Source organism: Nocardia sp. NPDC051321 (genome assembly GCF_044455225.1).
In the GTDB taxonomy this organism is placed as follows: Bacteria; Actinomycetota; Actinomycetes; order Mycobacteriales; family Mycobacteriaceae; genus Nocardia.
Window position 1 is genome coordinate 254,310 of sequence record NZ_JBITEM010000007.1, and the last position, 18,577, is coordinate 272,886.

Annotated in this window: 17 protein-coding genes; 10 read left to right on the forward strand and 7 right to left on the reverse strand. The window is 66.4% G+C overall.

Annotation, left to right across the window (positions count from 1 at the left end; translation table 11 throughout):
- The first annotated feature begins 39 nt into the window (after positions 1 to 39).
- Together ACIA8C_RS18615 and ACIA8C_RS18620 are read left to right on the forward strand one after the other, a co-directional pair.
- Positions 40 to 3,339 (forward strand): AfsR/SARP family transcriptional regulator, encoded by a 3,300-nt coding sequence (locus ACIA8C_RS18615; RefSeq protein ID WP_397136568.1) that lies wholly within the window; start codon positions 40 to 42, stop codon positions 3,337 to 3,339.
- A 213-nt stretch (positions 3,340 to 3,552) separates the two neighbouring features.
- Positions 3,553 to 4,746, forward strand: coding sequence for a hypothetical protein (locus ACIA8C_RS18620; protein WP_397136121.1), 1,194 nt, complete (start codon positions 3,553 to 3,555; stop codon positions 4,744 to 4,746).
- Between the two features lie 43 nt (positions 4,747 to 4,789).
- Here ACIA8C_RS18620 and ACIA8C_RS18625 read toward each other — a convergent pair whose 3' ends face one another.
- Positions 4,790 to 5,170, reverse strand: a complete 381-nt coding sequence (locus tag ACIA8C_RS18625) for a low affinity iron permease family protein (RefSeq protein WP_397136123.1) — start codon at positions 5,168 to 5,170, stop codon at positions 4,790 to 4,792.
- Between the two features lie 224 nt (positions 5,171 to 5,394).
- Positions 5,395 to 6,225 carry an alpha/beta fold hydrolase gene (locus ACIA8C_RS18630; RefSeq protein WP_397136125.1) on the reverse strand — a complete coding sequence of 277 codons (831 nt, stop codon included), beginning with the start codon at positions 6,223 to 6,225 and terminating at the stop codon, positions 5,395 to 5,397.
- A gap of 77 nt (positions 6,226 to 6,302) precedes the next feature.
- Between ACIA8C_RS18630 and ACIA8C_RS18635 the strand changes: the two genes are divergently transcribed.
- The gene (locus tag ACIA8C_RS18635) at positions 6,303 to 7,217 is read left to right on the forward strand and encodes a helix-turn-helix domain-containing protein (protein WP_397136127.1); all 915 of its coding nucleotides are present in this window, start codon (positions 6,303 to 6,305) and stop codon (positions 7,215 to 7,217) included.
- Between the two features lie 34 nt (positions 7,218 to 7,251).
- Here the strand turns inward: ACIA8C_RS18635 and ACIA8C_RS18640 are convergent, their stop codons facing one another.
- Entirely contained in the window at positions 7,252 to 7,821 is a 570-nt protein-coding gene (locus ACIA8C_RS18640; RefSeq protein WP_397136129.1) for a TetR/AcrR family transcriptional regulator, read from the reverse strand.
- A gap of 59 nt (positions 7,822 to 7,880) precedes the next feature.
- Here ACIA8C_RS18640 and ACIA8C_RS18645 point away from each other — a divergent pair, with 59 nt between their 5' ends.
- From ACIA8C_RS18645 to ACIA8C_RS18660, 4 genes are all read left to right on the forward strand, one after another.
- Positions 7,881 to 8,621, forward strand: coding sequence for an SDR family oxidoreductase (locus ACIA8C_RS18645; protein WP_397136131.1), 741 nt, complete (start codon positions 7,881 to 7,883; stop codon positions 8,619 to 8,621).
- Between the two features lie 124 nt (positions 8,622 to 8,745).
- Complete coding sequence (locus ACIA8C_RS18650; protein ID WP_397136133.1) at positions 8,746 to 9,345, forward strand: dihydrofolate reductase family protein; 600 nt, start codon at positions 8,746 to 8,748, stop codon at positions 9,343 to 9,345.
- A 38-nt stretch (positions 9,346 to 9,383) separates the two neighbouring features.
- On the forward strand, positions 9,384 to 9,707 hold the full coding sequence (locus ACIA8C_RS18655; protein ID WP_397136135.1) for a YciI family protein: 324 nt from the start codon (positions 9,384 to 9,386) through the stop codon (positions 9,705 to 9,707).
- On the forward strand, positions 9,704 to 10,939 hold the full coding sequence (locus ACIA8C_RS18660; RefSeq protein ID WP_397136137.1) for an RNA polymerase sigma factor: 1,236 nt from the start codon (positions 9,704 to 9,706) through the stop codon (positions 10,937 to 10,939). Before ACIA8C_RS18655 ends, ACIA8C_RS18660 begins: the two co-directional genes overlap by 4 nt.
- Before the next feature lie 163 nt (positions 10,940 to 11,102).
- On the opposite strand, the gene ACIA8C_RS18665 is transcribed toward ACIA8C_RS18660, so the two are convergent.
- The 4 genes from ACIA8C_RS18665 to hemE all read right to left on the reverse strand — a co-directional run bounded on the left by ACIA8C_RS18665 (position 11,103) and on the right by hemE (position 15,615).
- Positions 11,103 to 11,408 carry a putative quinol monooxygenase gene (locus ACIA8C_RS18665; protein WP_397136139.1) on the reverse strand — a complete coding sequence of 102 codons (306 nt, stop codon included), beginning with the start codon at positions 11,406 to 11,408 and terminating at the stop codon, positions 11,103 to 11,105.
- An 11-nt stretch (positions 11,409 to 11,419) separates the two neighbouring features.
- A complete protein-coding gene (hemQ, locus tag ACIA8C_RS18670) occupies positions 11,420 to 12,115 on the reverse strand; it encodes a hydrogen peroxide-dependent heme synthase (RefSeq protein ID WP_397136141.1) in 696 nt (231 codons plus the stop codon).
- A gap of 819 nt (positions 12,116 to 12,934) precedes the next feature.
- Entirely contained in the window at positions 12,935 to 14,281 is a 1,347-nt protein-coding gene (locus tag ACIA8C_RS18675) for a protoporphyrinogen oxidase (protein ID WP_397136143.1), read from the reverse strand.
- 278 nt (positions 14,282 to 14,559) lie between these two features.
- A complete protein-coding gene (gene hemE, locus ACIA8C_RS18680; protein ID WP_397136145.1) occupies positions 14,560 to 15,615 on the reverse strand; it encodes a uroporphyrinogen decarboxylase in 1,056 nt (351 codons plus the stop codon).
- 559 nt (positions 15,616 to 16,174) lie between these two features.
- Here hemE and ACIA8C_RS18685 point away from each other — a divergent pair.
- The 3 genes from ACIA8C_RS18685 (at position 16,175) to ACIA8C_RS18695 (ending at position 18,518) form a co-directional block, all read left to right on the forward strand.
- Positions 16,175 to 16,813 (forward strand): DUF3000 domain-containing protein, encoded by a 639-nt coding sequence (locus ACIA8C_RS18685; protein WP_397136147.1) that lies wholly within the window; start codon positions 16,175 to 16,177, stop codon positions 16,811 to 16,813.
- A gap of 104 nt (positions 16,814 to 16,917) precedes the next feature.
- Positions 16,918 to 18,180, forward strand: coding sequence for an HRDC domain-containing protein (locus ACIA8C_RS18690; RefSeq protein WP_397136149.1), 1,263 nt, complete (start codon positions 16,918 to 16,920; stop codon positions 18,178 to 18,180).
- A 62-nt stretch (positions 18,181 to 18,242) separates the two neighbouring features.
- On the forward strand, positions 18,243 to 18,518 hold the full coding sequence (locus ACIA8C_RS18695) for a CGNR zinc finger domain-containing protein (protein WP_397136151.1): 276 nt from the start codon (positions 18,243 to 18,245) through the stop codon (positions 18,516 to 18,518).
- The last annotated feature ends 59 nt before the right edge of the window (positions 18,519 to 18,577 follow it).

Consider the following 18,577-nt stretch of genomic DNA (forward strand, 5'->3'; position numbering starts at 1 on the left):
CTCCTATCCGACAGACCCGGAGGTGGGCGCGGCACAGTGATGATGACCGACGGCAGGCCCGTTCACGCGGACCTGCCGTTCGGTGCGGTGGCGGCACATCCGCGCCGGCGTTTATGTGGTTGTAGATCTAAATCTGTTGCATTGCAAGCTATCTGGGATGTATCCGACGGGCGTCGGCGAACATCCAGAGGTCTCGATCATGGTTCCAAAACCATCCGTTCTTTGCGCGGTGCTGGTTACGATCATGTGAAGGCTGTATGGCCTGGCTTTGAGCAAGGGGGGAAAGTGACGGCACGAGAGGCTGATCGACAGCTACGCTTCAACATTCTTGGTTCGCTGGAAGGGTGGAGCGCTGGGGCCAGACTTCGGCTCGGCGGCGCGATCCGCGAGCGGGTCCTGGTCATGTTGCTGTTGGAGACCGGCAAGGTGCTACCGGTTAACCGACTGGTCACCGCAGCGTGGGGTGAGGAGCCGCCGTCGAGCGCATCTCACCAGGTGCGCAAAGCGATTGCTGATCTCCGTCAGCGTATTCCGAACGGCAACGAGGTAATCGTTACCGACGGCCATGGGTATCGGGCCCAGATCGCCGACACGGAATTGGACCTGTCTGAGTTCGAGGCGCTCATTCAACAGGCCAAGCTCCGTACCGAGGCAGGAAATCTAGCAGGAGCCGCCCAGTCGCTACGCACGGCGCTGATGCTCTGGCGCGGCCCGATCCTCAGCGGCGAAGGCGGAGCGGTGATCGAGGCGGCGGTGACCGCACTCGATGAGCGCTATTTGATGGCGGCCGAGCAGTTATTCGAACTGCGAATGAGTTTCGGCGAAGCGACCGAGGTTGTCGGTGAACTGCGAAAGCTGGTCGATCAGCATCCGTTACGGGAAACCCTGCGGTGCCAGTTGATGCTGGCGCTATACCACTCTGGGCGTCAGGCAGAGGCGCTGGAAGAATATATTCGAGCCCGTGACCTCCTGGTCGATGAACTCGGCATCAATCCGACCCTCCAACTCACCCAGGTATACGAGGGAATCCTCAGAGAAAGTCCTGAACTCGCCTCGTTTGGAATGCGTTCGTCGCCCGGCCTCCTGGTGAGCGTTGTCCCACCGTCTCCCGATCATCGGCTGGTGACCACAAATCCGCCCTGCACTTTGCCTTACGATCTCGCGGACTTCACCGGCCGCGACAAAGAACTCCGAGAACTGCTTGTCCACAGTCAGGGGTCAGGCGAAGGTCACACCCGGACAGTCGTGATCGACGGCATGGGTGGCTGTGGCAAGACTGCGTTAGCTGTGCGGGCGGCACACCTGTTATCCGATGACTATCCGGACGGACAGCTCTATATCAATCTGCACGGCTTCACAGTCGGCGAGCAGCCGATCACCGTCGGGACCGCGCTCGATAGTTTGCTGAGGGCGCTCGGTCTGCCTGGCGATGCAATACCCGAAGACATGGCCGGCCGTATCGCTATGTGGAGAGCCGCCGTAACCGGCAAACGACTGCTGCTCGTTTTGGACAACACTGTGGACGCTGTCGGCGTCAGTGCGCTCCTGCCGACCACACCTGGCTGCCTGGTGTTGATCACTAGCCGGGCGCGGCTGGTCGATCTCGATGGCGCAGAGTGGATCTCGATGGATGTGATGTCACCAGAAGAGAGTTCGTGCCTGTTGGCGGAAACTCTGGGCGCGGCGCGCATCGCGGCCGAGCCCGAGGCAGCTGTCGAGCTTGCGAGCCTATGTGGTCAGCTCCCCCTCGCGATACGAATCGCTACCGCACGACTGCGCAACCGCCCGCGGTGGACTCTGCAATATCTGGTCGGCCGGCTTCGCGATGAGACACGAAGATTAGGCGAACTCGAGATCGGCGAGCGAAGCGTCGCCATGACCCTACGCCTCACTTACCAAACACTGGATGAAGACTGCCGCCTCGGGTTCCGGCTCCTCGCCTTGCACCCCGGTCGGACAATCGACGTACATTCGACCGCCGCCCTGTTGGGTATTGGCACCCGAGAGGCGGAGAAAGTCCTTGAACTGCTACTGGATGTCCACTTTGTCCAGCAGCCGGAGGTAGGTCTTTACGTCTTCCATGATCTGGTTCTCAGTTTCGCGCAGAGTTTGCACAATCGATCGACCCGACAAACCGACGAAGCGGCAGTGGTGCGCCTGCTGGACTACTATCTCAGCGCAACCGAAACGGCCTGCGAGATACTTTTTCCCGGTCGGCGTCAGCCCACCCCGAGCATCCTGAAATCGAAAGCTGAGCTGCCGGATCTACAGGACGTGAATCGAGTACGAGAGTGGTTTACCTGTGAGCATACTGCGCTGCTGTCGGCCGTCACTATCGCGGAGCGGTCCGGATACCAACGTCATGCGGTGTGCTTGGGACGCAACGTCGTATTCCATCTCTATACACACGGATACCTAGAGGAATTCGCCGGCATCGGCCGTGTCATGGTTACCGCCGCCCGGCAACTCGGCGAGCCCTACCTGCTTGGGATAAGTTTGTCGAATCTGGGCGTGGCGTGCTGGTCACTCGGTCTCTTTGCCGAAGGCATCGAGGTTGTCACGGAGGGGCGCACGGTGGCAGTGCGGATCGGCGACCGCTACACCGAGGCTCACTGCGAAAGCACTCTAGGGCTTTTCAACAGCGTTCTCGGCCGTTTTCCGGAGGCGTTGGCGTACCTCGAACGTGCGATCACCCACGAACGAGAAATCGGTGCGGTCCGCGCCGAGGCGGAAAGTCTCACTGTCCTGAGCACATTGTACGAGCAGTGGGGGCACTATCAAGAAGCAAAGCAGGCGGCGCTCAGGGCGCTGGCGCTTGGGCGTCAGCTCGGTCAGCACGACAACGAGTTGGTTGCACTCACCGATTTGTTATTCGCGTACCTGGGATTGGGCGAACATGCGGTCGCTGCCGAGCATCTGGTCCAGGTGCGAGAGTTGTGTGCGGAGAGCAAGGAACCCGGCCAAGCGGCGATTGCGATGGCCGCCGCCGCTGACGTCGCATACTGCGTGGGGTGCCACGAACAAGCATCGGCGTTCCTCGAACGCTCGCTGTCGCTCATTCACTCGACGTCGTCACCACTTCGTAGAGCAAAGGTTGAGAACATCGCCGGACGCGTCCTCCGAAAGACTGGGCAACACACCTCGGCTCTGAAAATGCATACGAGTGCCTACCAGCTTGCCAAGGCGGTCAACTACCGGCCGGAGGAAGCGTATGCCCTGGCCGGGATGGCCGAGACCATGGAGGCTCTCGGCGACGACAACACTGCCTCCCGGTATAGAGCCGACGCAGAGACCTTGTTCGCAAGCATGGGAGTAGACCGAGAGCATCGCCGAAGTTGACTCCTGACTGGTGTCGGGTGCGCCGCTTCCAACCCGGCATCGATCTGGACAAGGATGGCGGGTGGGGCGTGTAGCCAAAAGACGTCCGCGACTCCAACTGGGTGAGCCGATATTGATTGCTGGGATGATCTCGGACGTGGCGGGACGTGTCCATTGCCGTACACGCGCAAACCCCCCTGGGTCCATTCCGCCACACGCCGAAGGAGAGTGACCTTGCTTCGGCCGTCCGTACCCGCCCTCGCGGCGTTGACGGCGATCGTGCTCGCCGCGTCGGCCTGCGGGCAAGATCCTGTTCCGATCACTGCGGCCGAGATGGCGACTGTGCCGAGCCAGGCGATCGCTGTGGTCACGGTCGGTCCGTCGCAACCTCCGATCATGACCAAGGCCGATCACACCTCAGCCTTCGCCATCGACGCAGATGGCAACGTCGTCGGCAAGCTCCAGGGCGGCGCGATCGACTCGGCGAGCATTGTGGGCTGGAATCGCGGATTCACCCTAGCCACAGCTGATTCCGTGACAACCGTCAGCCAATCCGGCCGCAACGTGCTCGCGAACGACGAGGACGGGGTCGAAGGCATCGCACAAGATTTCACGTCTGGCCGAAGCCTGGTCTGGTTCAACACCGGCACCGGCGGCGGACCAGCGGCACAGTACCGGCATGACTACGTCCTGACCTCCCCGGACACAGCACCACTGCGGGGTTCGGTCCCCGGGCTCATGCTCTCGGCAGCGCACTGCGGCAAGCGCGCGTTCGGGGTCGTCGTCACGTTCGACGACCTCACCGCACCCCAACCGATGATCAAACACCGACTGTTCGAACTCCCCATCGACGGTGGCGAACCCGTCCTGCGCGGTGAATGGGAGTGGCCCAACGGGTTCCGCAGCGAGTCACGGGCCTCGGCATGCTCGGCGGACGGCTCGGCACTGTTCAACCTCTACGGCTCGGTCGAGGCGCGCCGCAACGAGACCAGCGCGCTCGGACTCGAGTTGGTACAACTCGATACCGCTACCGGTGCGCGCACCCCGTCGCACGTGGGTATGGCCGGGCATACCGCATGGGCCCGGCCGAACACACTGACCCGGATCGGGGATCGGCTGTACTGGATCAACGGCGACGACGGGGCAGTACTTTCCATACCGCTGAATCAGCCATCCGAAGTCCGCAAAGAGTGGGACCTCGCCGCGACAGGATTCGGGCATCAAGCCACGGTGACCGGCACCACGGTCGCACACATCGACACCCACAACACACCGACATACGACGAGTACGACCTCATCACCGGCCAAAAGATTCGCGGCACGATCGAACTGCCATGGCTGAAATCGATCGTCCACTCGCAGACCGAAAGCGGCAAAACTACCTACGCGGTGGCCGGCGTTGCCTGCCTTCCTGCGTCATCAACGTAAGGTCCTACCCAAGCCAGGTGACGCGCGAGCTATGCGGTCACAATTAAGCTGACTCGCGTCGTTCAAGGCCGACCGCGTCGGCTAGTTCCTGGCGGTGGCGCAGGAGTTCTGGGTGATCGACGCTGAGTTCGCCCATGAAGTCGGCCAGTGCGTCGGCGATGGCGTTGAGTTTCTGCTGGACCGCCTCGTCGGAGCGGGACTGCGTGTTCTGCAGCAACGCCACCAGCAAGAAGGTGATGATCGTGGTCGCGGTGTTGATCACCAGCTGCCAGGTGTCGACGCTGGGTAAGACCAGGAACGTCGGCGCCCACACCACGACCAGGAGCACGCAGAATACGAAAAACCCGGCTTTGGCGGTGAGTGCGGCCGCACCGGTGGCAAAGCGGTCGAAGATCGTCAGCTTGCCGCTCACCTGCGAAGGCATCGTGTTTGCTCCAGTGCCGGAGCGTGGCGCGTTGTCGTGCATGAACCGTCCCTTTCTGGAACCGGCAGCCGAGGTATCGGTGGCGGTCGGAGTTGGGTTAGCCAAGCGACGGACGCGCAAACGGCCCGGACGGTTGCGGTATCGGGGTCGCTCCGATTCGGAGCTGCGGCCGCCCCCGTCCAGGGCTATCGCACCGGAGCTCGAACGGAGGATGATCGCTCGCTTCAGTTGCGCTCTGCGGCAGCGCATTTCGCGGCGAATGCCAGCAGCGATTCGGCGGTCCTCGGCGGATCCTCGAGGTTGGGCGAGTGCCCGACCCCGGGCAACAGCACCACTGTCGCGCCGGGCACGGCGCGGTACTCCGCCGCGGCCGAGGGACGCCACCTGCTGTCGTTCGCACCGAAGATGACCAGCAGCGGTTTACCAAGGGGCGCAAGCCGTTCCGGAAGCGACCGCTCGTCAAGGTAGCCGCAATTCGCCTGCGAGGCAGCGACGAAGACGGCGGGGTCGATGGCGCGGAACTGGTCCACATACTCCTGGGGAATCGTATAGTCCGCGCTGAACCCGGAGCGCATCATCTCGCGGAACTGCTCATCGGTCAGATCCGCCCACTTCACCGGCGGCCGGGCGGAGCTCTCCTGCGCTATATAGGCGCCCATATGGGGTCCGAAATCGATGATGACGACCGCGGTCACGAGGTCAGGGCGTTGCTCGGCGAGCGCGGTGGCGACCGCCCCGCCGCTGGAATGGCCGACCGCGATGACGCGTTCGACGCCGAGCGGATCCAGCGCGGCACCGACTCGGCGCGCTTGGTCGGAAACCGTGTAGTTCGCGTCCCCCAGTCCGGCCGACTGGCCGCACCCGAGCAGGTCGACCCGGATGACGCGATGGGATCCGGTCAGCAGCGGGACCATCGGATCCCACGACCGCCCCGACGCGGCGGTGCCGTGGATGAGCAGCAGTGCCGGGGCGTCGCGCGGGCCGTCTTGCCTCACGTAGATCTCACTACCGATCGACTTGTCGACGCCGCGTAACTCGTTGTTGGAAATAGTCATACCTGCACTATCGCTGCCGCTGGTTGCCGGTGGATTGGATAAATGTTCCGGCTCGTCGGCGTGCGTAGCATGACGGCATGAGGTCCGATGTTGCCGGGCGCGGCGTGCTGTGGGACATCGCCTGCCCGAGGCAGTCGAGTCGCGTGCCCGGCGTCACCATGGCCGGGTTCGGCGACCGCGGTATCACCCCGCCCGATCTCCGGCTGATCCCGCACCCGGCCGTGACGCTGGTGCTCGTGTTCGGCGGCACCATCGCCCTGCAAGATCCGGCCGGACGGCAGCGCCGGGGCAGCTTGGCCATCGCGCCTGGTTTCGGCGAGGTGTTGCACGCGCTGCGGGTGGAGGCCTTCGACTGCCTGCAGGTGCGCCTGTCGCCGGTGGTCGCGCACGCGGTGCTGGGTCCAGCGGCGGCTGAACTGGGCAATTCGGTGGTGGCCCTCGACGATCTGCTGGGCCGTGCGGCGACCCGACTCTGCGAGCAATTGGACGAGCTCCCGTCCTGGAGCGATCGTTTCGCGTGGACCGACGCGTGGCTCGCCCGGCAATACGCGACGGCGGCGCCCGTGTACCCCGAGGTGGCGTGGGCCTGGCATCGAATGGTCGCCGGTCGCGGAATGGATCGGATCGAGGAGTTGGCGGCCGAGCTCGGCTGGAGCCGCAAACGCCTGTGGTCCCGATTCCAGTCCCAGCTGGGCCTGCCACCCAAGCGCGCGGCGAAGCTGATCCGCTTCGACCATGCCGTGCACAGTTTGGTCGCGGGTCGGCTCCCGGCCGCGGTTGCCGCCGAGGGCGGCTACACCGACCAGTCCCACCTCCATCGTGATGTCATGGCGTACACGGGATTGACTCCGGCGACCGTGGTCAACGAGCCCTTCCTCGCCGTCGACGACATCGCCTGGGGCTGGCCCAGATCATCCCATCGTCCCGATCGATCACCGAGAGTTGTTCAGAGAAGAGCGTTTTCGGGTACATCGCCGAAGATTGTCGGCTGATCGGGTCGCACACACCTCGGCGCGTGCATCCGCCTCAGCGACGGCATGCGCGCAGGCCGTCGACGAGGATCGACAGCAACCGCGGCCCTCGTACGTCGAGTTCGGTGTCGTCCAGCCGCGACAACCAGCTGATGAGCACGATGATGTCGCGGGCTTCTGCGTCGGCGCGGATGCTGCCGTCCGAGCGGCCGGCCGCCAGCAATAATTCCACCACCCCGCCGATCGGGCCGAGGCTGTGCGCGGTGAGGTCACGCCACGTCGCCGCCTCGACGGCGGCGAACACGTCACGCTTGACCCGGGCGTAGGCGGCGACACGGTCGAACCACGCGGCCAGCGCGTCCAGCGGCCGGTGCGTCGCCAGCAGGCGCGGAGCAGCGGCAACCAGCTCTTCCACCTCATGGCGATACACCTCGGCGAGCAGGTCCTCGCGGGTCGGAAAGTGCCGGTAGAGCGTGCCCTGCCCGATACCGCAGGCCTTCGCGACCGCGTTGAGTTTCAGCTCTCCCGGCTCGCGCACGAGATCGCGGGCCGCTCGCAGGATCAGTTCGCGGTTGCGTTGCGCGTCCGCACGCCGCGTGCCACGACTCTTGACAGAAGCGGACACCTGTCCGCTAAGGTCTTCTGGGTAACCGGACATATGTCCACTCTAGACGGAGGATCCTTGTGACCATTCACGGCAAGGTCGTCGCCATCACCGGCGCCAGCAGCGGAATCGGCGAAGCGACCGCCCGCCACCTCGCCGCACTCGGCGCGGCCGTCGTACTCGGCGCCCGCCGCACCGACCGGCTCGACCAGCTGGTCGCCGAAATCGAAGCCGCCGGTGGGCGAGCGGCCGCCACGCGCGTCGACGTCACCGATCCCGAAGACCTCCGGTCGCTCGTTACCGTCGCCGTCGACCGTTTCGGACGTCTGGACGTCCTGGTTGGCAACGCCGGGATCAGCAAAATCAGCCCCGTCGCCGACTTGGACGTCGAGGGCTGGTCGGCGATGGTCGACGTGAACGTCAAGGGCATCCTGCACGGGATCGCCGCTGCCCTGCCGGTATTCCGTCGCCAGGGCAGCGGACACCTCGTCACCGTCGTCTCGACCGCCGGCCTGAAGATCGTCCCCACCCAAGCGGTGTACGCGGGCACGAAAAACGCGGTGCGCACCCTCCTCGAGGGCCTGCGACAGGAAAGCACCGACGGGGTGCTGCGCACGACCTCGATCTCGCCGGGTTATGTCCGCACCGAACTCGTCGACAACGCCATCGACGACCCGGCCGTGCGCGAGCAGGTCAAGCAGAACATGGCCGATCTCGGTATCGATCCCACGGCGGTGGCTCGGGCGATCGCCTTCGCCATCGACCAACCCGACGACGTGGAAATCGGCGACCTGACGATTCGGCCGACTCGCCAGGGCTGAGCCGCCCGCTCCTCGGCAGGAAAAGTCTTCGAAGAAATCTGCGAGGGGGTGTCGGATCGGGGTGATGGTGTTCGTAGCAATGGTGAGGCCGCCCAATGGGGCGGCGCGAGCAAGGGATAACACCATGAGCACCACCTTCACCGTCGACTTCTTCTGCAGCCTCGACGGTTACGGCATGGCCAATGGCTGGCCCGGATACTGGGGTAAGGAAGGCCCCGAGATCATCGCGGACCGGGTGCGCACCTTCGCGCAGGACCAGGTGCTCGTCTTCGGCGCGACGACGTTCCGGCAGTTCCGGCACTTCGTAACCGCGTTCGACGAGCCCTACTACGAAAGCCTGAACAAGCTGCCGAAGCTCGTGTTCTCCAGCACGCTCGAAGAGGCGCTCGGGTGGCAGAACTCGACGGTTCTCAACGAGGACGCGGTGACGGCGATCGAGCGCCTGAAGCGCACGACGGACGTGCCGATGCGTTCGCACGGCAGCATCTCGCTGAACCGGGCGCTGCTCGCCGCCGGCCTCGTCGACCGGCTCGAGGTCATCATGTTCCCCGCGATCTCCGGCCGCGCAGGCGATTCGGCTCTTTTGCACGGCGGGGCGGAGTTCGACCTGGAACTCGTCGAGTCGACCGTGCTCGACGGTCAGACGCACAAGCTCGTGTACATCCCGCACCTGCACGGCGACATTCCCGAGGGCGCCGGGCCGCGGCGCCGGAACGCGGACTAGGGCCATTGCACTTCGACACCACAGGAGATGATCTTCAAATGCAGTATCTGGTTTCCGTAATCGATGACAAGAGCACTCCCGGCAGCACCGACAGGCAGCCTGCCATCAGCGCGTTCAACGAACGACTGATCGCCGACGGCTACTGGGTTTTCGCGGGCGGACTCGCCGACACCGACACGGCCACGGTCATCGACAACCGGGGCGAGCAGGCGGTATTCACCGACGGGCCGTTCATCGAGTCGAAGGAGTACCTGGCCGGTGTCTGGGTGTGGGAGGCGCCCGATCTGGACGTGGCGCTCGCGCTTGCCGCTGAGGCGTCCAAGGTCTGCGATCGCAAGATCGAGGTGCGGCCGTTCCGGTGAGCGACGTCGACGCATCGATCACCCGGGCCCACCACGACGAGTGGGCCCGGATAGTCGCCAGCCTGACCAGGCGTTTCGGCGACCTAGACATCGCAGAGGAGGCGGCGGCCGAGGCGTTCGCGACCGCCGTCGAGCGGTGGCCTGCCGACGGCGTGCCGCCCAACCCCGGCGCCTGGCTGACCACCACCGCCAACCGCAAGGCCATCGACCGGATCCGGCGCGAGAACAAGCGCGACGACAAACACAAGGAGGCTCAGATGGTGTACGACGACGACCCGCCCGAGCCTCTCGGCGTCATCGACGACGACCGGCTGCGGCTGATCTTCACCTGCTGTCACCCGGCGCTGGCGATGGAAACTCGCCTGGCGCTGACGCTGCGCATGGTCGCCGGTTTGACCGTGCCCGAGATCGCTCGCGCCTTCCTGGCGACCGAAAGTGCCATGGGGCAACGGATTACGCGTGCAAAAGCCAAGATCAAAGCGGCAGGCATCCCCTATCGAATGCCGTCCGCCGCGGATCTGCCTGCCCGTGTCGCAGGCGTGCTCGTCGTGCTCTATCTCGTCTTCAACGAGGGCTATCTGGCGACCGGCTCCGACACCGACCCCGTACGGCACGACCTGACCGCCGAGGCGATCCGGCTCACCCGCCTGATCCGTGCCCTCCTACCGGAGGACGGCGAGGTGGCCGGGCTGCTCGCACTGATGCTCCTGATCGAGGCCCGCCGCCCCGCCCGGGTCTCGGCCAGCGGCGAACTCGTCGCCCTCGACGAGCAGGACCGCGGGGCCTGGGATCAGGCACTGATCGCGGAGGGCCACCGGCTGGTGCGCGAGCGCCTGGCCGCTGCCGCCACCGGAGTGCCGCCGGGTCGCTACCAGATCCTCGCCGCGATCAACGCCGTGCACACCTCCGCCCGCGACATGCGCGACACCGACTGGTCCCAGGTCCTCGCCCTCTACGACCAGCTCGTCCGGCTCGACCCGTCGCCGATCATCGCCCTCAACCGGGCTATCGCCCTCGCCGAACTCGACGGCCCCGAGGTGGCACTCGCGACCGTCGACCGCCTCGAAAACAAACTGGCCGACTATCACGCCTACCACGCCACCCGCGCCGACCTGCTGCGCAGGCTCGGCCGCAGTCAGCAGTCGCGGGCGGCGTACGACAAAGCGATCGAGCTGGCGGGCAACACCGCCGAGACCGCGTACCTGACCCGCCGCCGCGGCCAACTGGGGTGACGCCCGCGGGATTCCGATCACAGCGTTGAACGACGCCGCACTGTCCAGCTGTTACTGCACCCCTCGGACAGTCCAGCGGAGTGATCCGCGTTCAGCACTGGACCGGAGGGTACGTTTCCCGCAATCGGCTGGCAAGTCCCGAAACCCCGGGGCGTGCCAATTGCTAGCTGGTGATGCGGGCGTCGGCGGGATACACCTGAATGTCGCGGCTTGCCAGCATCGGGACCACCTGGGCGACACCGATGCTCTGAAAGTGTTCGGCCGCGCGGTGGGCGGCGAAAGCGTCTGCGTCGGCATACTTTTCGATGCTGACGAATTGCTCGGGGCGCTCCGATGAACGGAACACCTCGTATTCGAGACAGCCCGGTTCGGTTTTGCTGGCGTCGGAGAGCAGGCGCAAGCGGCGCTCCAGTTCGTCGGCGTCCTCGGGGGCCGCCGATACGCGCGCGACAATGATGAGTTCAGTCATGGTGTGCTCGCTCAGGGCAGGGCGTTGATGAGCTTGTCGAGCTTTACACGGGGGCCGGTGAAGAAGGGGACCTCTTCGCGGACGTGCAGGCGGGCCTCGGTGGCGCGCAGGTCGCGCATCAAGTCGACGATGCGGTGCAGTTCGGGAGCCTCGAAGGCCAGGATCCATTCGTAGTCGCCGAGAGCGAAGGAGCTGACCGTGTTGGCGCGCACGTCCGGATAGCCGCGGGCCTCCTTGCCGTGATCGGCGAGCATCTTGCGGCGCTCCTCGTCGGGCAGCAGGTACCACTCGTAGGACCGAACGAACGGGTACACGCAGATGTAATTGCCCGGCTCCTCACCGGTCAAGAACGCAGGCAGATGGCTCTTGTTGAATTCCGCGGGCCGATGCAGCGCGGCGTTGCTCCACACCGGAGCGCTCGCGCGACCCAACTCCGTGGTGCGACGGAAATCCGCGTAGGCGGCCTGCAGGTCCTCGATGCGTTCAGCGTGCGTCCAGATCATGAAATCGGCGTCCGCGCGCATCCCCGCGACGTCGTACACACCACGAACCACCACGTCACGATCCGCCAGCCCCTCGAAGAACGCCCGCGCCTCCTTGATCGCCGCCGCCCGATCCTCACCGAGCACCCCCGGCTGCACCTGAAACACGGAGAACATCAGGTAGCGAATAGTCGAGTTGAGTTCCTGATAATCGAGTCGCGCCATACCGCCTATCGTGCCACTCGCCGGGTGAGCGACGTTTCTCGGTCCGGGTCGAGCACACGCGGGGCGGAGGGCTCGCGAATCATCGGCCCACCGGCAATGCGACAGCGACTGATCCGGCACAGCGCCACCTGCCTGCCAACAACCTCAACGGCGGTTCGACTTATCACTAACGTGCTTGCGGTGGCCGGGGCGCGGCGCCGACGAAACGGTGTCGCGACACCTCCCGACGCCAGACGTCGACGAGCCTTCCTGCGCAACGTGGTAACGGCCGATAGGCGGCGATGAGTCCGAATCAGCTTGCGGCAGTGGCGATGCGGCGAGCGGAGGTGACTCAGGCGGGGACGCCGACACCGCGGAGGTCGGCGTCGCGGGGGAGCTACTGCAGATTCGATTGCGGCGACGCGGCCGGTGTGACCGGGGAGGCGTACTGGGCGCGCCCGCCACACCAGCGTTGGACCATGACCGAATCAGCTTGCAGCCAGCGGCGAAACGATGTGCCGACGCCGCCCAGGCAACACATCGACAGCCAGATAGCCGCCAGAAAGGCCGAATCAGTTTGCGACAGAGGCGATGCGGTGAGCGAAGGCGACGCAGGCGCGGACGCGACGTCGTGGAGGTAGGAAGCCCGCGAGGGCGAGGCCAGCGAGAGGGCGACTGCCGAATCGCCGGCGGCGATGCGGTCATATGGCCGGGCGCGAGCGGGGGCGGACACCGCGCCAGCGTTGGACCGCGACCGAATCAGCTTGCAGCCGTGACGGAACGATATGGTGCCCACCCGATGTGACACCGTGACGACCAGATCGGCCTGGACAGTCCCAATTAGCTTGCGGCAGTGGCGATGCGGTGGGCGGCGGTGTTGCCGGAGGCGACGCAGGCGGGGACGCCGACGCCATGCAGGTAGGCGCCCGCGAGGGCGAGGCCGTCCACGGGGGCGACTGCTGATTCGATGGCGGCGATGCGGTCGGTGTGGCCGGGGGCGTATTGGGCGAGGCCGCCGCGCCAGCGTTGGACCACGGCGGAGAGGGGGTTGATGGGGACGCCGGTGACGGTGGACAAGTCCTCGGTGGCGGCGGTGATCAGGTCGGCGTCGGACCAGGACAGGGTGGAGTCGTCGCCGAATTTGCCGAATGAGACTCGGACCAAAGCCGTTTCGCGCTCGGCGAGGTGGGTCCATTTGCGGCTGGACAGGGTGAATGCCTTGGCGCGCAACGGTTCGCCGGTGGCTACCAGGATGCCGGAGTTCTGGGGAAGTGCGGTGTCGCGTGGAAGGGCAAGGGCGACAACGATCGACGAGGAAAGCTCGATACCAGCCAGCGGTGCGGCGACGTCGGGCGCGACCGTGCCGAGCAGGCGGGCGGTCACCGGGGCAGGCGTGGCGAGCACCACCGCGTCGACGGCGCCGATCGGGTCGACGACCCAGCCGCGCAACCCACGAGCAAGTCGGGTGGCCGGTGTCGCGGTGACGAACTTCGCACCGGAGCGCGCCGCCAACGCTTCCAACAGCACTCGATATCCGTCACGGAGGCCTCCGAACACCGGGGCATTCGACGGCGGCGGCAGCGCGACGGACACCGCATGGGTGAGGCTGGGCGCACCGTCGTCCAACGCGGCGGCCAGGGTCGGCAGCGACGCACGCACCCCGATCGAGCGGGAACTTCCCGCATACACCCCACCGAGCAACGGATCCACACTCCGCTCAGCCACTTGCGTACCGAACCGGTCGGCGACCAACGAGTACACGTCGATATCCGAGCCGGGCTCCCAGGCCAGCGGCTGCCGTGATTCCCCCGCGATCCGCTGCACCGTCTCCGCGTCGACCAACCCGCGCATCGACTCGGCATCCGTCGGAATCCCCATCAACGTCCGCTCCGGCAATGCGTGCGCAACCCCACCCGACCACACCAGCGGCCGCAACCCAGCAGGCGTCACCAACTGCGTCTCGAGCCCCACCTCCCGCAGCAATTCCGGCACCTCGGGCCGCCGCCCGACAAACGCCTCCGCCCCGAGATCCAAAGGCCCCCCGGCCACTTCACCGGTATAAAGAATCCCCCCCACCCGCTCAGCCCGATCCAACACCAGAATCTCCGCCTTGCCCCCGAGCAACACTCGCAACCGATAAGCAGCAACCAACCCGCTGATCCCACCACCGACCACCGCGATCCTCATGCCATCGACGGTATCCCCCGCCCCCTCCCCACCCTCCACCGGTCCAACCCCCAGGTTCCGCGACCAACGGGACATGATGGCGGCGAAACGCGAGAAACCCCGCCACCGTGTCCCGTTGATCATGAACGAGGGACCCTGTGGGGTGCGGGATCAAGATCAAGGGGAGCTGGTGCAGGTATCGGCAAGTGGGTCCGCGAGGTGCACAGTCGGCGGGCGGGGGTCAGGCTGTTCCGTTGTCGAACCGAGCCGCGGTTCGCTCGCGACTATCTCCGCGAGCACTACAGTGCGTGCACCAATTCGACCAATGCCGTGAGTACGCCGGGGTCGGTGTCGGGCAGCACGCCGTGGCCGAGGTTGAAGATGTGTCCCTTGGCGCCCAACGTGATCGCCTCGTCCGCTTCGGCCGCGATGCGGCGCGCTTCGGTGTCGACCGCGGCCGAGCCCGCGAAGAGCACGGCGGGATCGAGGTTGCCCTGCAACGCTTTTCCGGGTCCGACGCGGCGCACGGCGTCGGTGAGCGGCACCCGCCAGTCGACGCCGACCACATCGGCGCCCGCCTCACCCATCGCACCGAGCAGCTCGCCGGTGCCGACACCGAAATGGATGCGCGGCACACCCGCGTCGGCAACCTCGGCGAAGACACGTTCGGAGTGCGGCAGCACGAAGCGCCGGTAGTCGGCGAGGGAAAGCGCGCCGGCCCAAGAGTCGAACAACTGGACGGCGTCGACGCCGGCGTCGAGTTGGGCCCGCAAAAAGGCGATGGTGATGTCGGTGAGCGCACCGAGCAACGCGTGCCAGGTCTGCGGGTCGGCGTACATCATCGCCTTGGTGCGCTCGTGGTTCTTGCTCGGGCCGCCCTCGACCAGGTACGACGCGAGCGTGAACGGCGCGCCCGCGAATCCGATCAGCGGCGTCTCGCCGAGCGCGTCGACCAGCAGCCGCACGCCGTCGGCGACCGCGCCAACTTCCTCCGGCCGCAGCCGCGGCAACGCGCGCACATCGTCGACGGTGCGCACCGGCGACGCGATGACCGGCCCGACGCCGGGCACGATATCGAGATCGATCCCGGCGGCCTTCAGCGGAACGACGATGTCGGAGAACAGGATCGCCGCGTCCACACCGTGCCTGCGAACCGGCTGCAGCGTGATCTCGCACACCAGCTCCGGATCGAAGCAGGACTCGAGCATGCCGACGCCCTTGCGCAGCTCGCGGTACTCGGGCAACGACCGTCCGGCTTGCCGCATGAACCACACCGGACGCCTGCTCGGCGTCGCCCCGGTAGCGGCGGCAAGGAACGGGGCATCGGTCAGGCGGCGGCGAGTATGAGTGCTCATCAATGTTCATCGTAAAGGGCCGCGCCCCCGCCCCTGCCGTGCCATGCGTGGACGTGAAATGGACTACGTCGAGCCACCCCACACCGCCGCCTGACTCAGCCGAACTCCCCCACCAGTTCCCGGCTCAGCCGAGCTCCCAGATCGGGCGGCCCGCACCCAGCCGACCAACGACGCGACCGAACCGCTTAATCGTGACCGCTGCATCCACCTGCCTCGACGGCTCTCCAGTCGGCAGATCGACGGAAGTGACGCTCGCCGCTGAGACCGTTATACGGCGTGACACGAACTGACCGCACCTGTTCATCGACCCGCACCCGACTCCGCCGAGCCACCTCCCCGGAAGACCACTTTCCGCAGTACCCGATGCACAATCGCCGCATCCCATCCATCAAGCGAAAGCCCGCAGGTGCACCGCCACCGCCCGCGTCCGCCCGCACCGACCGAACGCGACACGCCGAAGGGCGCAACGCGCGGAAGCACGGAATGGCCCGCGGACGCGGCGTCGATACAGCGGCGCGCCTCCGACTGTGCCGGGTGCACAAGGTCTACCGTCCCCTTCGTGACACCGCTCGACTTCCGCGACGGCGCCGCAGCGACCGAGGGACCCCATGGCGAGCCAGCTCAATTTCGCGCCGCGGTCGATGCGATGGGCACCGCTACCGTGCACCCTCGGATCGAGCTGGCGCCGATCCGCCCGCCGCAACGTCTGGCGCCCTATTCTTACGCACTCGGTGCTGAGGTAAAACACCCCGAAACCGGTGTGGTGCCGGTCGATTCGGAAGGCGACGCGTTCGGCAGGTTGATCCTGTTGCACGATCCGGACGGTGACGACGCCTGGCATGGCACGCTGCGGCTGGTCGCCTATATCCAGGCCGACATCGATGCCGCGCTCGCCAACGATCCACTGTTACCGGAGGTGGCGTGGAGCTGGCTGGTCGACGCGCTGGAGTCGCGCTCGGAACCGTTCACCGCACTGGGCGGGACTGTGACCTCGACCAGTTCGGTGCGCTACGGCGATATCGCAGGTCCGCCGCGGGCCCACCAGCTCGAGTTGCGCGCCTCCTGGACCGCGATCAGCAACGACATGCGCCCGCACGTGGAAGGTTTCTGCGAGGTACTCGCCTACGCGGCCGGCCTACCGCCGGCCGGTATCACCGAGTTGCAGATGCGACCGGACCTCTCGAACGATCACCGGTAGCCGGGAAGACCAGCGGCCGACGCGGCGTTGAAGTAAACGCTCCCGACACACGGAAGCCCGATAGGACGACGACCGCTGCGGCACTGCACGTAAAGTTCAACAACATGTCCGTACCCGACGAATCCGAACCCACCGGCGCGCCACCCCTGCTTGCGCCGGTGGATGGCGTGCCTCCGGTACTGGACACCGCCGCTCAAATCACCGCGGCCGCCGCTCGTCTCGCCGCGGGCACCGGCCCGCTCGCCGTCGACGCCGAACGTGCTTCTGGTTTCCGATATTCGGCACGCGCCTACCTGATTCAGCTCCGCCGCAACGGCGCGGGCACCTTCCTGATCGATCCGATCCCGGTCGCCGACGCGCTCGCGCCGCTGGCCGACGCGATCAACGATCTCGAATGGGTATTGCATTCGGCGGACCAGGATCTGCCGGGTCTCGCCGAGCTCGGCCTGCGTCCCAAGCGCCTCTTCGATACCGAATTGGGCGGGCGGCTGGCCGGTTTCGAACGCGTCGGCCTGGCCGCGATGGTCGAGAACCTGCTCGGCCACGCGCTACGCAAGGGGCACGGCGCGGCCGACTGGTCGACCCGACCGCTGCCCGACGAATGGCTCAATTACGCGGCGCTCGACGTCGAACTACTCCTCGAGTTGCGCGACGCGGTCGCCGCCGACCTCGAGGCGCAAGGCAAAACCGACTGGGCGGCACAGGAATTCGAGCACGTCAGGACCGCGGAGCCTGCCCCGCCGAAGGCCGACCGGTGGCGGCGCACCTCAGGCATCCACAACCTGCGCCGGACCAGGCAACTGGCCGTTGTCCGCGAACTGTGGACCACCCGGGACAGCCTGGCTCGCGCCCGCGACGTCGCGCCCGCGCGCATCCTGCCGGACGCCGCGATCGTCGCGGCGGTGACCGCCGACCCGAAGACCATCGCGCAACTGCGCGCGCTGCCGATATTCGGCGGACCGCGCCAGCGCCGGTACTCCCGGGAGTGGCTGGCCGCCGTCGATCGCGGCAGGACCCTGGCGGACAGCGACCTACCCCCGCTGACCCAACCGTTCGACGGCCCGCCCCCGGTGAACCGCTGGGAGCGCCGCGACCCGGCCGCTGCGGCCCGGTTGACCCGCGCGCGCACCGCGATGGGTGAGCTGTCCACCGAGCATTCGATCCCCGTCGAGAACCTGCTCTCGCCCGACCTGGTCCGCCGCCTGTGCTGGGACGGACTGCCCGATTACGACCGCGTCCCCGACTCACCCGACGACCTGGCCGCCGCCATCGACGGCTTCCTGAAGTCGGGCGGCGCGAGGCCTTGGCAGCGCGAGCTGGCCGTGCCGCACCTGACGGCGGCGCTGACCCCGAAACCGGCCGAGTAGCTCAGGACGGGCTCGTCACCGCGTCTTCCTGTACCTGCTCGAAGATGCGCAGCCGCTCGTCCATGCCGCCGCTGAAGGCGTCCGCGACAGCACGTCGTGAATCCAGACGAAGCGACTGTGCCCGTCGCCGTGCGGGAAGACCTGCATGGTCGCGTTGTCGTGCCGTCGCCGCAGGCACTTGGCCGCGCCTCAAAGCCTGCCGAGAGCCGAGCTGCCGCTGGGCTTTCTACGATCACTCCCGCAATCACGGTCGCACCTGGTGCTCGATGAACGTGTGTGGCAATCGCGTGAAAGTCCGTGCCTCGCAACGGCGGCGGGCCTCATCGCCGCACCGTTGAACCACAATCGGCAGCAGCCACTTCCGCCGACGTCAAGTCGCACGCGCCGAAACACGCTT

Excerpts from the sequence above, each read along its gene's own strand:
- ACIA8C_RS18625 (WP_397136123.1), bottom strand. The coding sequence starts at position 5,170 with ATGCCTTCGCAGGTGAGCGGCAAGCTGACGATCTTCGACCGCTTTGCC.
- ACIA8C_RS18615 (WP_397136568.1), top strand. The coding sequence starts at position 40 with ATGATGACCGACGGCAGGCCCGTTCACGCGGACCTGCCGTTCGGTGCG.
- ACIA8C_RS18655 (WP_397136135.1), top strand. The coding sequence starts at position 9,384 with ATGCAGTATCTGGTTTCCGTAATCGATGACAAGAGCACTCCCGGCAGC.
- ACIA8C_RS18695 (WP_397136151.1), top strand. The coding sequence starts at position 18,243 with ATGCCGCCGCTGAAGGCGTCCGCGACAGCACGTCGTGAATCCAGACGA.
- ACIA8C_RS18690 (WP_397136149.1), top strand. The coding sequence starts at position 16,918 with ATGTCCGTACCCGACGAATCCGAACCCACCGGCGCGCCACCCCTGCTT.
- ACIA8C_RS18630 (WP_397136125.1), bottom strand. The coding sequence starts at position 6,225 with ATGACTATTTCCAACAACGAGTTACGCGGCGTCGACAAGTCGATCGGT.
- hemQ (WP_397136141.1), bottom strand. The coding sequence starts at position 12,115 with ATGGCGCGACTCGATTATCAGGAACTCAACTCGACTATTCGCTACCTG.
- ACIA8C_RS18650 (WP_397136133.1), top strand. The coding sequence starts at position 8,746 with ATGAGCACCACCTTCACCGTCGACTTCTTCTGCAGCCTCGACGGTTAC.
- ACIA8C_RS18675 (WP_397136143.1), bottom strand. The coding sequence starts at position 14,281 with ATGAGGATCGCGGTGGTCGGTGGTGGGATCAGCGGGTTGGTTGCTGCT.
- ACIA8C_RS18665 (WP_397136139.1), bottom strand. The coding sequence starts at position 11,408 with ATGACTGAACTCATCATTGTCGCGCGCGTATCGGCGGCCCCCGAGGAC.
- ACIA8C_RS18635 (WP_397136127.1), top strand. The coding sequence starts at position 6,303 with ATGAGGTCCGATGTTGCCGGGCGCGGCGTGCTGTGGGACATCGCCTGC.
- hemE (WP_397136145.1), bottom strand. The coding sequence starts at position 15,615 with ATGAGCACTCATACTCGCCGCCGCCTGACCGATGCCCCGTTCCTTGCC.